The 15784-nt window shown below is 60.7% G+C and carries 12 protein-coding genes and 2 pseudogenes; 2 read left to right on the forward strand and 12 right to left on the reverse strand.

Features of this window, described 5'->3' with window-relative positions:
- Positions 1–43 precede the first annotated feature (43 nt).
- From cobB to thrS, 11 genes and pseudogenes are all read right to left on the reverse strand, one after another.
- A complete protein-coding gene (cobB, locus tag OKB81_RS14145; RefSeq protein WP_270805285.1) occupies positions 44–805 on the reverse strand; it encodes a Sir2 family NAD+-dependent deacetylase in 762 nt (253 codons plus the stop codon).
- Between the two features lie 72 nt (positions 806–877).
- Positions 878–1492, reverse strand: coding sequence for a GNAT family N-acetyltransferase (locus OKB81_RS14150; RefSeq protein WP_043155486.1), 615 nt, complete (start codon positions 1490–1492; stop codon positions 878–880).
- Positions 1493–2743, reverse strand: a complete 1251-nt coding sequence (locus tag OKB81_RS14155; protein ID WP_160838688.1) for a response regulator — start codon at positions 2741–2743, stop codon at positions 1493–1495. It lies immediately after the preceding gene.
- 1 nt (position 2744) lies between these two features.
- Positions 2745–6685, reverse strand: a pseudogene (locus tag OKB81_RS14160) (ATP-binding protein).
- A gap of 36 nt (positions 6686–6721) precedes the next feature.
- Positions 6722–7018: an integration host factor subunit alpha gene (gene ihfA / locus OKB81_RS14165; protein WP_005300715.1), complete on the reverse strand. Its 297-nt coding sequence runs from the start codon at positions 7016–7018 to the stop codon at positions 6722–6724.
- A 3-nt stretch (positions 7019–7021) separates the two neighbouring features.
- Positions 7022–9409 (reverse strand): phenylalanine--tRNA ligase subunit beta, encoded by a 2388-nt coding sequence (gene pheT / locus OKB81_RS14170; RefSeq protein WP_270663817.1) that lies wholly within the window; start codon positions 9407–9409, stop codon positions 7022–7024.
- Positions 9410–9421: 12 nt separating this feature from the next.
- Positions 9422–10405 carry a phenylalanine--tRNA ligase subunit alpha gene (gene pheS / locus OKB81_RS14175; protein ID WP_043155490.1) on the reverse strand — a complete coding sequence of 328 codons (984 nt, stop codon included), beginning with the start codon at positions 10403–10405 and terminating at the stop codon, positions 9422–9424.
- A gap of 306 nt (positions 10406–10711) precedes the next feature.
- Positions 10712–11068: a 50S ribosomal protein L20 gene (gene rplT, locus OKB81_RS14180; RefSeq protein ID WP_010674800.1), complete on the reverse strand. Its 357-nt coding sequence runs from the start codon at positions 11066–11068 to the stop codon at positions 10712–10714.
- Between the two features lie 15 nt (positions 11069–11083).
- Positions 11084–11281 carry a 50S ribosomal protein L35 gene (gene rpmI, locus OKB81_RS14185; RefSeq protein WP_005300673.1) on the reverse strand — a complete coding sequence of 66 codons (198 nt, stop codon included), beginning with the start codon at positions 11279–11281 and terminating at the stop codon, positions 11084–11086.
- Positions 11282–11367: 86 nt separating this feature from the next.
- On the reverse strand, positions 11368–11916 hold the full coding sequence (infC, locus tag OKB81_RS14190) for a translation initiation factor IF-3 (protein WP_442865970.1): 549 nt from the start codon (positions 11914–11916) through the stop codon (positions 11368–11370).
- 3 nt (positions 11917–11919) lie between these two features.
- A complete protein-coding gene (gene thrS, locus OKB81_RS14195) occupies positions 11920–13848 on the reverse strand; it encodes a threonine--tRNA ligase (protein WP_151027421.1) in 1929 nt (642 codons plus the stop codon).
- Between the two features lie 325 nt (positions 13849–14173).
- Here thrS and OKB81_RS14200 point away from each other — a divergent pair, with 325 nt between their 5' ends.
- Positions 14174–14386: a hypothetical protein gene (locus OKB81_RS14200; RefSeq protein ID WP_151027422.1), complete on the forward strand. Its 213-nt coding sequence runs from the start codon at positions 14174–14176 to the stop codon at positions 14384–14386.
- Between the two features lie 3 nt (positions 14387–14389).
- Here the strand turns inward: OKB81_RS14200 and OKB81_RS14205 are convergent, their stop codons facing one another.
- Positions 14390–14980: a tetratricopeptide repeat protein gene (locus tag OKB81_RS14205; protein WP_160839191.1), complete on the reverse strand. Its 591-nt coding sequence runs from the start codon at positions 14978–14980 to the stop codon at positions 14390–14392.
- A 174-nt stretch (positions 14981–15154) separates the two neighbouring features.
- Here OKB81_RS14205 and OKB81_RS14210 point away from each other — a divergent pair.
- A pseudogene (locus OKB81_RS14210) lies at positions 15155–15784 on the forward strand (PA0069 family radical SAM protein); the annotation flags it as partial.

Genomic DNA, 15784 nt, shown 5'->3' on the forward strand with positions numbered 1-15784 from the left:
ACTGTGCTCGGTGATTGATCCGGGAGATCAGATCACCACTTGGCTAGATAGTTCCCCGATTTGTGCAACAAGGCCGAGGCTGATGCACACCGCAACTTTGCAGGAGTTCATCCACAAAAGCGGGCACCAGCAAGGAAGCCGGACCATAACGTTTTTCATCAAACTGGCTGCCCACTTCGCTCGGCTCCAGATTGAGCTCCACCGTATGGGCACCGTTCAGGCCGGCCTCATGGACGAATCCGGCGGCAGGGTAGACCGCCCCGGAGGTCCCGATGGAGATGAAGAGATCGCACTGGGCCAGGGCCGAGTAGATGCGGTCAAGCCCGAGGGGCATCTCCCCGAACCAGACCACATGGGGGCGCAGCGGGTGGGGAAACTGGCAGCAGGAACACAGCTCTTCCTGATGGAGATCCCCGCGCCACTCGATCACCTGACCCGAGCCTGGGCAGCGGGCCTTGAGCAACTCGCCGTGCATGTGGATGAGGTTCTTGCTGCCGGCACTCTCGTGCAGGTTGTCGATGTTCTGGGTGACCAGGGTGACGCGCCCCGGCAGCAGGCGCTCCAGCCGGGCCAATGCATAGTGGGCCGGATTGGGGTGGATCTCGGCGCGCTGCAACTGATGGCGCCGCGCATTGTAGAAACGTTGCACCAGTTCGGGATCCCGCGCATAGCCTTCAGGGGTGGCCACGTCCTCCACCCTGTGCTCTTCCCACAGGCCATCACAGGCCCGGAAGGTCTTGATACCGGATTCGGCCGAGATGCCGGCACCGGTGAGGATCACGATATGTTTGGCTGACTGCACCATGGTTGTTCTCCTCCAACGGGTAACAAGCTGACCTTAGCACAGGAGCAAGAAGCGGCCCATTCGCCCTTGGTCTTAGGCCGATGGGAACACAAAGCTCGCCATGGGCGCGAGATCCAGCCTGGCAAAGACCATCTCCTGTCCTGTCACCAGGGTAAGTGGCAACCCGAGCCCCTTGAGCAGAGCCAGCATGGGGCGATTCTGGCCGAGCACTTCCGCCGTCCACTCCCGGATCCCCTCCCCGTATGCCAGCCGCGCAAGCGCCAGCAGGATGCGACGCCCGGCGCCGCGATGCTGAAAATGATCCGCGACGATGCAGGAGAACTCGGCCCTGTCCGGGTGCAGGCGCCGGCGAACGGACTGGGCCATGGCAAGCGGCGCCCCCTGCTCGTCGGTCAGCAGCAATCCTATCTGGGGTTCTCTGGGGTAGTCGAGAAAGAAGGCGAGCTGCTCGGCCGTCGCAGGCTGCTTGGCCCGCATGAAGCGCAAATAGACGCTCTGCTCGCTCAGGGCGTCATAAGCCGCGCTTATTCGCTTCGGGTCGCTGCCCGCCAGCTCCTGCAAGCGGCAAGTCAACCCCCCCACCACCATCGTCATCGGCAGGGCGGCCCGTGAGGCGGGAGCCGTCCAACCCGACATTCCCTGCCACAAGCGCGGCTCATCGAGCGGCCAGCAAAGATAGCGAGCCATTCACCAGCGCCCTGCCACGCCGCGATCCTGCCACTGGGTGGCATCCTGCAGGTTGAAGGGGTCGTCGAGGTAGAGCGCGATGCCAAGCTCCCGGGAGCGCTGGATGAAGCGGGCCAGCAAGGAGTCGGCAGCCATCGCCTCCAGCTCGGGCAGCAGGTGTTGCCCGAGCAGCAGGGATTGCAACGGCAGACGCTCGATGAGATCAAACGGCAGGTGCTGGGCATGATCGAGCAGCAGCGCGAGTCTGGCCCCCGCGAGGCTCGCCTGCAGCACCAGGGCGAAACGGTCTGCCTGGCTCAGCAGGTGATCCCGTCGGTGGATGACCAGGGTCAGCTCGCTTGCTTCTCGCCCATGCTGCTCGAGCCAGAGCTTGAGCGGCTCCCAGTGAGGGGAAAGGCCGCTCAGGCTCAGCCAGATCGGCAGCGTGCAGGAGGCCGCATCTGCCAGCAGCCCAAGCTGTCCTCTCGCCTCTCCCTGCCAGCTACGCACGGTGCGCTTGAGCCCGCCCAGCCTGCGCTGACGCTGGGGGCCAAGATAGAGCATCTTGAGCAGACGCAGCAGATCGTCGCTTTGCAGCGGCTTGGCCAGGGCGGCCAGCACGTTGAAACCCGCATCGTGCAGGAGACGCCGGGCGCCGTCTATCAGGGTCTGATCATGAGCGGAGAGCAGGATGATGGGCAGACCGCTGTGGCGATACTGGGGATGGCTCATCAGCAGGCTGATGGCATCCTGCTCCGCCAGGCTGAGATCACAGATAAGCAATCTCACGCCCCCCTCTTCCAGCGCCTTGAGGCACCCTTCGCCATCCTGAACCCAGTGGCAGGGCAACCCCAGTCCCTGGATCTCCTGCTGAATACAGGCTCCCTGGAAGGGGTGATCTTCGAGCAGCAGGATCTGGCACTGGGCGAGCCAGGCACGCCACCCCTGCTCCCGTGCCTGCAACCCCTCGAGCCAGGGATCGCTGAGGCGATAGATCCCCGCCCCGGGAGCCAGCAGATGAGGCAGATAGTCGGCCCCCTGATGAGAGGCAGGATCAAACAGGGCGATGGCCCCGGCGGCAAACAGCCCTTCCCATTGCCAGCCGGCATCGGGTCGGGTGCGGTGCAGATTGGCATAGGCCGGCAGGCCCGCCCCCTTGACCGCCTGATGGGAGACAGCGTCCAGGGCATAGACGCTGACCGGGTAAAACGTTGGCTCCTGGCTGTCATCAGACTCCAGCAAGGCCATAAACTCTTCATCTGTGATGATCATGTCATGCTCTCTCGCCCAGTTGTCGGCAGACCTCTTCCACGCTCTGCCTCAAGGCGGCTGCAAGGGGATGTCCGGGGGCCTCCTGCCAACGGTCGATCACCTCTACCAGGGGGGTAGCCCCCACCATTTTGGCGGCCCCCTTCATCTTGTGTAAAGCCGTATTGAGGGCCTTCTCGTCCCCTTGTGTGACACACCGCTCAATGTCGGCCAGATCCTGGTGAACCGATGCCAGATAGATGTCAATGAGGGCCGGGCTGAGGGAGACGGGCAGGGAAAGGGCTGCCGTTGGCTGCGGTGCCTTCCCCCCTTCATGGGGGCCAAAGACGGTACGAAGCAATACGGCCAGATCCCTGAGCAAGACGGGTTTGTCCAGATGGCCCTAACAGCCGCATTCCGCCAGTCGCTGCGCCGCCGGCTCGCTAAGATCCGCGGTGATCACGTAGACGGGTAGATGCTGCCAGCGTTCATCGGCGTGCAATTGCCTGCAGAGCTCGGCGCCGTCCATCACCGGCATCTGCAGATCCGTCAGCACCAGATCCACCGACTCCGATTGCAGGATCTCCAGTGCCAGACGGCCATTGGCCGCGCTCATTACCCGGGCCCCCAGCTGACCCAGCTGCATGCTGATCAGCATTCTGTTCACCTCGTGATCTTCCACCAGCAGCACCCGCCTGCCTGCCCCCGGCAGGTCCGTGATCTCCTCGGCGCCACGGACGAGTCTAGGCTGCAGCAGGCTGACCACGGAGCCCGGGATCCAGGGTTCCCCCTGCCAGTACCAGGCGCGCAAGCCCCCATCGTCCTGCATGGCCCCAAGGCAAGGTGCCGCCGGATCCTCGGCCACGCCAAACTCTGCGAGCCAGGCCCGCATATATTCGAGCTCCTCGGGCAACAGTTGCAGGGAGACCGTCTTGACGCGCGGTTGCCAGGGCGCCTTCTCCTGCGCATGCCTGAGGGGCAACGAGCAGAGGAAACGGCTACCCCCGCGAGCCAGAGGCTCGACCCGGATCTCGCCCCCCATCTGCTCCATCAACTGGCGGCAGATGGCTAGCCCAAGCCCGGTTCCCTGGGCTCTGGGCTGGCCAGGCTCCTCCCCTTGTTCGAAGGGCAGGAACAACCGGGGCAACAGCTCGGCACTGATCCCGGGCCCCTCGTCGTCTACCCCGCACACAATCCACTCCCCTTGTCGCCGGGCCCAGAGCACCACCTCTCCCCGCTCGCTGAACTTGATGGCGTTGGAGAGCAGGTTGTGCAGCACCTGTTGCACCCGGTGGGGATCGAGTTCCATCAAGGCGGGCAGCGCCGGGTCGAGCGCCAGGCGCAGTTGCAGATGGCGGGATCGCGCCTTGGACCAGTGCACCGCCGCTACGTGCTCGCACAGCTCCACCAGATCCGTGGGCTGTACGGAGAGGCGCAACTGACGCGTCTCGTTGCGGCTGAAGTCGAGCACATCGTTGAGCAGTCCGAGCAGTTCATTGCCCGCCTGTCTGACATGGGCCAGAGCCGAGGCCTGCTCTGCATTGAGTCCGGTCTGCTCGAGCCACTCCAGCAAGCCGAGCATGGCGTTCATGGGGGTGCGGATCTCGTGGCTCACGGCGGCCAGGAAGCGTCCCTTGGCAAGCACGGCCTGCTGGGCCTGCTCGTGGGAAAGCTGCAGGGAGTGCTCCTGCTCCACCCTGGCCGTCACATCCTGCACCACCCCGTAGATCCGCCACCCCTCCCCCTGACGGCGCCCCCTGCCGGAAAATTGCAGCCAGCGAGTTCCCTTGGCGGGGTGCTGATAGCGCAGCAGATGGGAGAAAGGTCGCCCGGCTTGCAGCATGGCCAGCATGGGGGCTCGCATCTCGCGCCTGTCCTGGTGGGAGATGCGAGTCAGGGTCTCGTTGGGATTGACCCGGATCTGCTGGCTCGCCAGCCCCAACAGCTCGTGACTGCCCCGGCTCACAAACTCCACCCGGGTGATGGCTCCCCCCAGCAGGGTGAATTGCAGCACCACACCGGGCACCGTATTGGTGAGGGCGCGCAGGCGCCGCTCTGCCTGACGCAGCAGGCGGGTACGCTCGCGCAGAGCGCTGATGTCGGAGAGGGCGATAAGATCCCCTGCCGGTGCCTGGGGCCCCAGTCGCAAAGGGATCTGGGCATAGGAGTAGACCTGCTCGTGCAGCGCCAGCTCCCCTTCGGCGCCCTGCAACTGGGGGGCGGGCAGTACCAGATCGGCGGCGTAGCGCGCCTCCATGCGCTTGGCCCGCTTGTTGCGCTTGATCACCTCCCCTTTGTCATTGCGCAAGAACACGGGAACGGGGAGCGCCTGGAAGAGAGACTCCCTGAACTTGCTTTCCAGCGCCAGAGCCTGCTCTACCTTGTGACGCTCGCGGGCCTCCTGGGCCAGTTGCTGGCGGGATCGCCAGACTGACCAGATCACCACCATGCTGATCAGCAGTGCCAGCAACACGGAGCCAAGCCAGAAACCGTAGCTGACGCCCTCCTGCTGGTTGACCACCAGGCGGCGCCAGCGTTGCACCAGATCGTCCACCTGCCGATCATTGAGGGTCATCAGGCTCTGATCCAGCACCCCTGCCAGGCTGGTCTGTTCCGGCCGGATGGCAAAGCCGAGGCCGAAACGCTCCGGCAATTCGGTGATGGTCAGCTCGCTCAACTGGTTGTTTCGAATGGGATATTGGAGCTGATACAACTCCGCCAGCATTGCCTGGGCATCCCCATGCCGCACCGCCGCCAATCCCTGCAGCAGGTTGTCGGTCACCTCCCACTCATGCTGGCCGAACCGGGCAAGCAGGCCGGGATCATAGAGCATTCTCGGGACCACCACCTTGCCACTCACGTCCGCGAGGGAGACAGGCCCCCTCTTGCTGCGACTGACCAGGGCATAGCGGCTGGTCGCCACCATCCTGGTGAAGTCGAACTCCTTGTTCAGGGCGGCGGACTCCATCAGTCCGACCATCATGGCGGCATCGCCACTGCGCAGCAATGCCAACGCCTCCTCCCGGCTGGCGGCGGGCACCAGCTCGAAGCGCAGTCCCGTCTGCCGACTCACTTCCCGCAAGACATCCGCACTCCAGCCAATGAGCTCTCCCTGCTGGTTGACGCCGCTGTATGGCATGAAACCGGGATCCGCCACCATCTTGATGGTGTGGGCCTTACCGACCAGCCAGGCCTGCTCCTTGTCGGTAAAATGCAGGGGATTCACATCCTGCTCACCCTGAGGCAGATACTTGCCCAGATCCCGGTAGAGACTGCCCGGCGGCAAATAGCGGATGGCCGTATCCACCAGCTCCAGCAACTCGGGCTGGTTGCGCATCATCAGCCGGTAGCTGATGACCAGATCGTCGCTGCGAAGACGACGAAGGCGCAGCCCTTCATCCGGGAATTCCCGCATCAGGTAGCGCAGTTGCAGATAATCGCCGAGATAGGCGCTGCCCTTGCCGGCCACCAGGGCGCCATACCAGTTCTCGGCATCGGTCAGCAGTTGCTGGGATGAACCAGGATAGAGACGCTTCAGGGTCTCCTGGGCCTGCCAGATGGGTGACCAGAAACTGCGCCTGATCGAGCTCACCCCGATAGAGGATGGCAGACTCCGCTTCCATCATGGCGCGGCTCAGGACGGTATCGCTCGAGTTCGACCGGGCAGGCCCGACGTGAGGAATGAGATCGCAGCGCCCGTTCAGCAGATCCTGCGTCATGGCTGCCCAGCTCGGCCGCTTCTCGAAACGCACCGGTACCGGCAACAGCTCTGCCAGCCGCGTCATGCGATCGATAAGCAGGCCCCCCTCCGCCTCCAGATAGGGAGGACGTTGCAGGGCCGGGTAACAGAAGGTCAGTCCGGTGAGCGAATCGGCATAAGCCTGGGCATCCGGTGACAGCGGGAGTATGGCGGCACGCAGTGGCAAGGCCAGCAGCGCTGCCAGACAACAGAAGAATTTTTATCATCGGAACGGAAAAGCCAGGCGATTGCCTGGCTTTTTGTCACTCGTTGGGTTCAACATTTTCTACCCTGGCCTTGAGCTTCTGGCCGGGCCGGAAGGTCACCACGCGACGGGCGCTGATGGGAATATCCTCCCCCGTCTTGGGGTTGCGTCCGGGACGCTGGTTCTTCTCGCGAAGATCGAAGTTACCGAAGCCGGAAATCTTGACCTGTTCGCCACGCTCGAGCGCCTGTCTGATCTCCTCAAAGAAGGCTTCCACCATGTCTTTGGCTTCACGCTTGCTCATCCCGAGCTGGGTGAACAGGTGCTCTGCAATGTCGGCTTTGGTAAGCGCCATAGATCAATCCCTCAAGGATGCATTCAACTCTTCACCAAGGCCCCGTACGACATTGTCCACGGTCTCGGCGATCTCTTTCTCCTCCAGGGTGCGCTGGGTGTCTTGCAACACCAGGCTGATGGCCAGGCTCTTCTTGTCCTCTGCCATACCTGCGCCCTGGTATACGTCGAACAAGTTTATTCCAACTAACTGATTTCCGCCAACTTTTTTAATTACTGCCAGAACGTCGCCTGCCAGGATCTGTCTGTCAACCACCACGGCGATGTCGCGACGGTTGGCCGGGAACTTGGATACTTCGGCAGCAACCGGCACCTTGGCCGGCGTCAGTTTGTCCAGCTCCAGCTCGAACATGACAGCGCGGCTCTTGAGCCCCAGCTTCTTCTCGAGGCTCGGATGGATCACGCCGATGTGGCCGATCACGACGTCATTGCGCAGAATGGCTGCGCTCTGGCCCGGGTGCAGGGCACTGTGCTCGGCACGCTCGAAGGTGAAGGTAGCCCCTTCTGCAGTCAGATCCAGCACCGCTTCCAGGTCACCCTTCAGATCGAAGAAGTCGACGGGACGGGCCTTGGCATCCCAGTGCTCGTCCCCCTGGTTGCCGGTGATGATGCCGGCCAGCATGGACTCCTGACGGATGCCGTTCTCGGCATTCTCGTCCTTGATGAAACGCAGGCCCTGCTCGAACAGGCGAACGCGCGGCTGCTGACGATTCTGGTTGTAGACCACCGCCTGCACCAGACCCGGGAACAGAGAGACGCGCATGGCGGACATCTCGACGGAGATCGGGTTTGGCAGCACGATGGCATCGCTCTGCGGGAACAGGGTTTGCTGAGCCTTGGGATCGACGAAGCTATAGGTGATCGCTTCCTGGAAACCGCGGTCAACCAGCAGGTCGCGCACACGCTTAAGGGTCACCTGCCCTTCTGCCTGCTCTACCATCGCGAGGGATGCGGCGGGTTTGAGGTTCGGGATGTTGTTGTAGCCGTAGATGCGGGCCACTTCCTCGATGAGGTCTTCCTCGATGGCGATGTCGAAACGCCAGGAGGGGGCCAGTGCGGTCCAGCCGTCAGTATCCACGGTTACCTGCATGCCCAGACGAGTCAGAATTTCGACCACCTGCGCATCCGCCACGCTGATGCCGATCACCTTGTCGAGCTTGGTGCGGCGCAGCTTGATGGGGGCAGCCTTCGGCAGATGGGCATCGGATTTGACTTCGATGACCGGACCCGCTTCACCGCCGCAGATGTCCAGCAGCAAACGGGTGGCACGATCCATCACCTTGGCTTGCAGCTCGGGATCCACCCCGCGCTCGAAGCGGTGGGATGAGTCGGTGTGCAGACCGTAGGTACGGGCACGGCCGGTGATGGAGAGCGGCGCGAAGAAAGCGCACTCCAGCAGGATGTCGGTAGTGGTCTCGGAGACACCGGTGCGATCACCGCCGAAGATACCGGCCATGCAGGCAGGGCCTTTGGCGTCGGCAATCACGAGTGTGGTCTCTTTGAGCTTCACCTCGTTGCCATCGAGCAGGGTCATGGGCTCGTCGGCACGGGCGCGGCGCACCACCAGTTCCCCTTCAAGCGTCGCTAGGTCGAAGGCGTGCATCGGCTGGCCGTATTCCAGCAGCAGGTAGTTGGTGATGTCGACAATAGCGTCGATGGAACGAATACCGCCACGGCGCAGCTTTTCCTGCATCCAGAGCGGGCTCTGGGCGTGCAGGTTCAGCCCCTTGATGACGCGGCCGAGATAACGGGGGCAATCTGCCGGCGCTTCAACCCGGATCGGGAAGGTAGCATCGATAGTGGCAACAGCTGGCGCCCAAGTCGGCTCGACCACGTCCACGCTGTTGAGCACGCCGATTTCACGGGCCAGGCCCGCGATGCCGAGGCAATCGGCACGGTTCGGGGTCAGATCCACATCGATGCTGACGTCGTTGAGCACGAGGTATTCACGGATATCGGTCCCGATGGGGGCATCCAGCGGCAGCTCGATGATGCCATCGGCTTCGACGTCGATGCCCAGCTCGCTGAAGGAGCAGAGCATGCCGTGGGACGGCTGGCCGCGCAGCTTGGCTTTCTTGATGGTGAAATCACCCGGCAGGGTCGCCCCGACCTTGGCCACGCACACTTTGAGGCCGGCGCGGCAGTTCGGCGCACCGCAGACGATGTCCAGCAGCTCTTCTTCGCCCACGTTGACCTTGGTCACCCGCAGCTTGTCGGCGTCCGGGTGCTGGGCGCACTCGACCACTTCACCCACCACCACATTGTTGAACTGGCCGGCCACCGCTTCCACGGCGTCCACTTCCAGACCGGCCATGGTGATCTGCTCGGCCAGTGCATTGTCACTCAACTCGGTGCGGACCCACTCCATCACCCAGGATTTACTGAATTTCATGTTCTCTCGCCCTTACTTGAACTGCTTGAGGAAGCGCAGGTCGTTTTCGAAGAAGGCACGTAGGTCGTTGACCCCGTAACGCAGCATGGTCAGGCGCTCAACGCCCATGCCGAAGGCAAAACCGGAGTATTTTTCCGGATCGATGCCGACCGAACGCAGCACGTTCGGGTGCACCATGCCACAGCCCAGCACTTCCAGCCACTTGCCGTTCTTGCCCATCACGTCCACTTCGGCGCTCGGCTCGGTGAACGGGAAATAGGAAGGACGGAAGCGAATCGTCAAGTCTTCCTCGAAGTAGTTGCGCAGGAAGTCGTGCAGGATGCCTTTCAGCTCGGTAAAGCTGGCATGTTCGTCAACCAGCAGGCCTTCGACCTGGTGGAACATCGGGGTGTGGGTCATGTCGTAGTCGTTACGATAGACACGGCCCGGCGCGATGATGCGGATCGGCGGCTGCTGATGTTCCATGGTGCGGATCTGCACGCCCGAGGTGTGGGTACGCAGCATCAGATCAGGATTGAAGTAGAAGGTGTCGTGATCGGTACGCGCCGGGTGGTGAGCCGGGATATTCAGCGCATCGAAGTTGTGGAAGCCATCTTCAATCTCGGGACCACGGGCAACCTTGAAGCCCATCTCGCCAAACAGGCGCTCGATGCGCTCGATGGTACGGGTCACCGGGTGCAGACCGCCATTCTCGATGCGGCGGCCCGGCAGGCTGACGTCGATGGTCTCGGCGGCCAGCTTCTGGTTCAGCACGGCGATTTCGAGGGCTTCACGACGCGCGTTCAGGGCATCCTGAACCTGCTGTTTGGCCTGGTTGATCACGGCGCCCGCTGCGGGACGCTCTTCAGCGGACAGGGCGCCCAGTCCCTTCATCTGCTCGGTAAAAAAGCCCTTTTTACCCAGATATTTGACCCGGATTTCGTCAAGGGCGGCGATGTCGCTTACGCCCTCAATTTCGGCCTTGGCCTGGCCGACTACTTCTTCAAGCTGTTGCATGTCTTCCTCGTCACCACTCCCGGAACAGGAGCCTTTAGGCTAAATAAGGTCAAGAGGGGAATAATACAAAAAAAGCCCCTTGGCTGACCATAGTTATGACGGGCTTTTCTCCCTGCAAATCATTTTGTTATATGGAGAAAGCCACAAGCCAGATGTAACAGGATTGAGACAAGCGTTGTTTGTTCTAGTTTGTTGGCATATGGAAGGATAAAGCATTCATGAACGTGGCATGCTACCTGCCAACGCTCAAAAATGAGCAACAAAAAAGGAGGCCTGAGCCTCCTTTATTTTTATAACAGAGCTGGATTAGACCAGAGCTGCTTTAGCTTTTTCAACCAGGGCGGTGAAAGCCAGCTTGTCGTGAACGGCGATATCGGACAGGATCTTGCGATCGATCTCGATGGAAGCCTTCTTCAGACCGTCGATCAGACGGCTGTAGGACAGGCCGTTCTGACGGGCTGCAGCGTTGATACGCGCAATCCACAGTTGACGGAACTGACGCTTCTTCTGGCGACGGTCACGGTAGGCATACTGACCAGCTTTGGTTACCGCTTGTACCGCTACGCGGTAGACACGGGAACGGGCGCCGTAGTAACCCTTGGCGGCTTTCATTACTTTCTTGTGACGAGCGCGAGCGGTCACACCACGTTTAACTCTTGGCATTTTTCACATCCCCCCTTATGCGTACGGCAGACAAGCGACAACACGTTTGTGGTCGGCAGCGGAAACAAAGAACTTCGGTCCCAGCTGACGCTTACGCTTGCTGCTCTTCTTGGTCAGGATGTGACGCAGGTGGTTGTGCTTGCACTTGAAGCGACCTGAGCCAGTCTTCTTGAAGCGCTTTGCGGCGCCCCGGTTGGTTTTCATCTTCGGCATTTCATACTCCGCATTGTGAGTGACAACAAAATCGCAAGGCGAACCGACTCATGGGGCCAGCCCCATGAGTCAATTTCTTGTGGGCCTTAAGATTTCTTCTTGGGTGCGAGGACCATCACAGCTTGACGGCCTTCGACTTTCGGGAACGATTCGACTACGGCCAGCTCTTCCAGATCGTTCTTGACGCGCTCGAGAACCTTGATACCAAGATCCTGGTGGGCCATTTCACGACCACGGAAGCGCAGGGTGACCTTTGCCTTGTCCCCGTCTTCCAGAAAGCGAACCAGGTTGCGTAGTTTTACCTGATAGTCGCCTTCGTCGGTGCCAGGACGGAATTTGATTTCCTTGACCTGGACGACTTTCTGCTTTTTCTTCTGTTCTTTGGTGGTCTTGCTCTTTTCGTAGAGGAATTTGCCGTAATCCATGATCCGGCAAACGGGCGGCTCAGCGTTCGGACTGATCTCGACCAGATCCACTCCAACCTCAAGGGCCAAGTTCAGCGCATCCTGAATGGAGGTGATGCCAATGGCTTCACCATCCAGACCAGTCAGACGAACTTCTTTCAGACGGATCTCTTCATTGATCCGATGAGCGCGGGCTTGCGGTTGCTTGCCCAGTTTTTTTCCGCCTTTTATAGCTTATTCCTCCACTTTCTTTTGTCCGCGGGTCTGAACTTCCTGGGTCAACAGAGCAATCAGCTCTTCAACAGGATAAGAGCCCAGGTCAGCCCCTTTACGAGTACGCACTGCAATCTTGCCGGCTTCTACTTCTTTGTCGCCGCAGACCAGCATGAAGGGTACTCGCTTCAAAGTATGCTCGCGGATTTTAAAGCCAATCTTCTCATTTCTCAAGTCCGCTTTTGCGCGAAGGCCCGCATCATTCAATGCCTTGGCAACTTTCACAGCATAATCGGCCTGGTTATCCGTGATATTCATGACCACGGCCTGGGTCGGAGCCAGCCAGGTCGGGAACAGACCGGCGTACTCTTCCGTCAGGATCCCGATGAAGCGCTCCAGCGAGCCCAGAATGGCGCGGTGGATCATCACGGGGATGTGGCGCTCGTTGTCTTCGCCCACATAGGTGGCGCCAAGACGGCCCGGCAGGGCAAAGTCGAGCTGCACGGTACCACACTGCCAGGCACGATCAAGGCAATCGTGCAGGGTGAACTCGATCTTGGGACCGTAGAAAGCCCCCTCGCCCGGTTGCAGGTCGTACTTCAGGCCGTTGAGTTCCAGCGCCTCGGCCAGCGCGGCCTCGGCACGATCCCAGGCTTCATCAGAGCCGATACGCTGCTCCGGACGGGTCGAGAGCTTGACCACGATGTTTTCGAAACCGAAGGTGCCGTAGACGTCATAGACCATGCGGATGCACGCAGACACCTCTTCCATGATCTGCTCTTCGGTACAGAAGATGTGGGCGTCATCCTGGGTGAAACCCCGTACCCGCATCAGGCCGTGCAGGGAGCCTGACGGCTCGTTGCGGTGGCAGGAGCCGAACTCGGCCATGCGCAGCGGCAGATCGCGGTAGGATTTCAGACCCTGGTTGAAAATCTGCACGTGACCCGGGCAGTTCATCGGCTTGATGGCGTACTCGCGGTTTTCGGACTGGGTGGTGAACATGGCCTGGGCGTATTTTTCCCAGTGACCTGAACGCTCCCACAGCACGCGATCCATCATGAAGGGGCCTTTCACTTCCTGATAGTCGTACTCTTTGAGCTTGCCACGGATGAAGGTTTCCAGCTCGCGGAAAATGGTCCAGCCATCGTTGTGCCAGAACACCATGCCCGGCGCTTCTTCCTGCATGTGGTACAGGTCGAGCTGCTTGCCGATCTTGCGGTGGTCGCGCTTGGCGGCCTCTTCCAGACGCTGCAAATAGGCCTTGAGCTGCTTCTTGTCGGCCCAGGCGGTGCCGTAGATGCGCTGCAGCATCTTGTTGTTGGAGTCGCCGCGCCAGTAGGCGCCGGACATCTTCTGCAACTTGAAGTGGTGGCAATGACGCATGTTGGGCACGTGCGGGCCGCGACACATGTCGATGTACTCTTCGTGATGATACAGACCGGGCTGGTCATCACGGGCAATGTTCTGATCCAGGATCTCGACCTTGTAGGTCTCGCCACGGGCTTCGAACACGTCACGTGCTTCCTGCCAGGAGACCTTCTTCTTAATGACGTCGTAATCCTTGGCGGCCAGCGCCAGCATGCGCTCTTCCAGGGCAGCCAGATCTTCGTCGGTCAGGGTGCGGTCGAGATCGATGTCATAGTAGAAACCGTTGTCGATGACGGGACCGATGGCCATCTTGGTCTGGGGCCAGAGTTGCTTGATGGCATGACCCAGCAGGTGAGCACAGGAGTGGCGCAGAATGTCCAGACCTTCTTCGTCTTTGGCGGTGATGATGGCCAGGGAGGAATCGGCTTCGATCAGCTCGCAGGCATCCACCAGTTCACCGTTTACCCGACCGGCAATGCACGCCTTGGCGAGACCGGGACCGATGTCCGCGGCCACATCCATGACGGAAACGGCGTGGGCAAATTGACGTTGGCTGCCGTCAGGCAGAGTAATGATTGGCATTAGGTGTTTCCTTATACAGTGGTGACCCCTACCAAAGGCCACATGCAGGTTGGAGAAACCCTTTCATGTCCAGCTGTTCACTCCCGAGTTTCACCGTTCACAATACGGTTGGTACACGGCAGTGGCACACCATATGGCGTGTGCAAGGCCATCCATTGAGAGGTACAGCGGGGGATTGTATCAGACGCGACAACCCAGACAAGCTGTCTTGGCGATTTTGCATACCGCCTAAGCGCGGGTGTCAACCTGTCCTACTTGCGAGGGCGCCCTTCTGCTGCCATACCCTGTACCAGATTGAGGCGTCAGCCAAAGCAAGGAGAGCATGATGTACACCTACGACATTTCATTTCCTGAGCATGCAGAAAAGCTGGTTCATCCGGATCACCTTCTTACGACTCACTGTCCCGTTCATATCGGTGAGCTGGTGATCCTGGGTGATGGCAGCAAGCGGGAGGTATGCAGCATCGTCCACAGTGCCGAGCGCAGTACACTCTATGTCACCGGCGTGACGCCCGGCAAAGTCACCGCCAGCCGTTGATCCCTAACCGGCGTTCAGAAAAGACTGGCCATTGAAATCGAAGGCGCTGCGTCCCTCCTCGGCCAGCGCCATCTCCTGCAACACCTGGAGTGCCATCTTGTTGCCCTTTTGCGAGGCCTGATAGAGCCACTGCTTCGCCTCGACCAGTTCAACCCGCCCGTTGACCCCCATCAGGTGCAGGATGCCCACCTTCAGCATGGCGGGCACATCGCCGTTCCTGGCTGCCAGCTCCATCCAGTGAAACGCCTCGTGCAGATCCCGCTTCACCCCGGCCCCGCGCAGATAGACCTCTCCCAGCCGATACTGGCCGAAGGCGTCCCCCGCCTGCGCAGCCTGACGATAGAGTCGGATGGCGCGATCCATATCCTGCTCGCTCCCCTGCCCCACTTCATGGCTCCAACCCATCAGCGCCTGTGCCCGTGGCTGGCCCTGCTCCGCCAGCGGCGACCAGATCCGGGTCGCCTCATCAAAGTGCCCTGTCCGCCAGGCGCGGTTGGCCGCCGCCAGCTCCTGCTCGGTGGAGAGCGGGATCAGACGCCAGATGACCAGCGCAATGAGGGCGATGAAGAGCCAGCGGGCGATAGTAGGTTGCATGACATTTTCCGTGATCTGGTTCGCATTTCGTCTATGTAAACGAAATGTAGCAACAGATCAAGCAGGAGATCACCCGGGTTCACCCTCTTTCATGGGGTCGCTCTTTGCGAACTTGCAGTTTGACGGGTTACACAGCAAAATAACTGTATATATAAACAGTATATTGGTGATGTGATGGCAGGACGAGGCGCGAACCACAATGTCGAGCACCGCTTCAGCGGCCCGCAAATCGAAACCGTTGACGACGGCTGGAGTCAGAGCGACTGGGACGCGGCATTTGCCGCCAGCGCTCCCCGCACCAAGGTGACGGAGATCAGCGCCCGCAGCATCATCAGCTACAACGATTCGCCGGATCTTCCCTTCGGTCGCTCCATCAATCCCTATCAGGGGTGCGAGCATGGCTGCATCTACTGCTATGCCAGACCCAGCCACGCCTACCTTGAGCTCTCCCCCGGGCTGGATTTCGAGCGCAAGCTGTTTGCCAAAATCAATGCTGCCGAGCTGCTGCGACGGGAGTTTGCCAAACCAGCCTATCAGCCACAAACCATCGTGCTGGGGGCCAATACCGATCCCTATCAACCCATCGAGCACCACTATCGCCTGACTCGTGAACTCCTGACGGTGATGCTGGCTCATCGCCATCCGGTAGGGCTCATCACCAAGAGCGCCATGATCCTGCGCGACCTCGATCTGCTGACCGAGCTGGCCCGAGAAGGGTTATGCCAGGTGTTGACATCCTCCCCCACCTTAGCGCTTCGCGTCACAGGAGGGGGATTCCCATTACTGGGTGATAGCTGCTCGCGC

The organism is Aeromonas sp. QDB56 (assembly GCF_027705505.1).
Taxonomy (GTDB): domain Bacteria; phylum Pseudomonadota; class Gammaproteobacteria; order Enterobacterales; family Aeromonadaceae; genus Aeromonas; species Aeromonas caviae.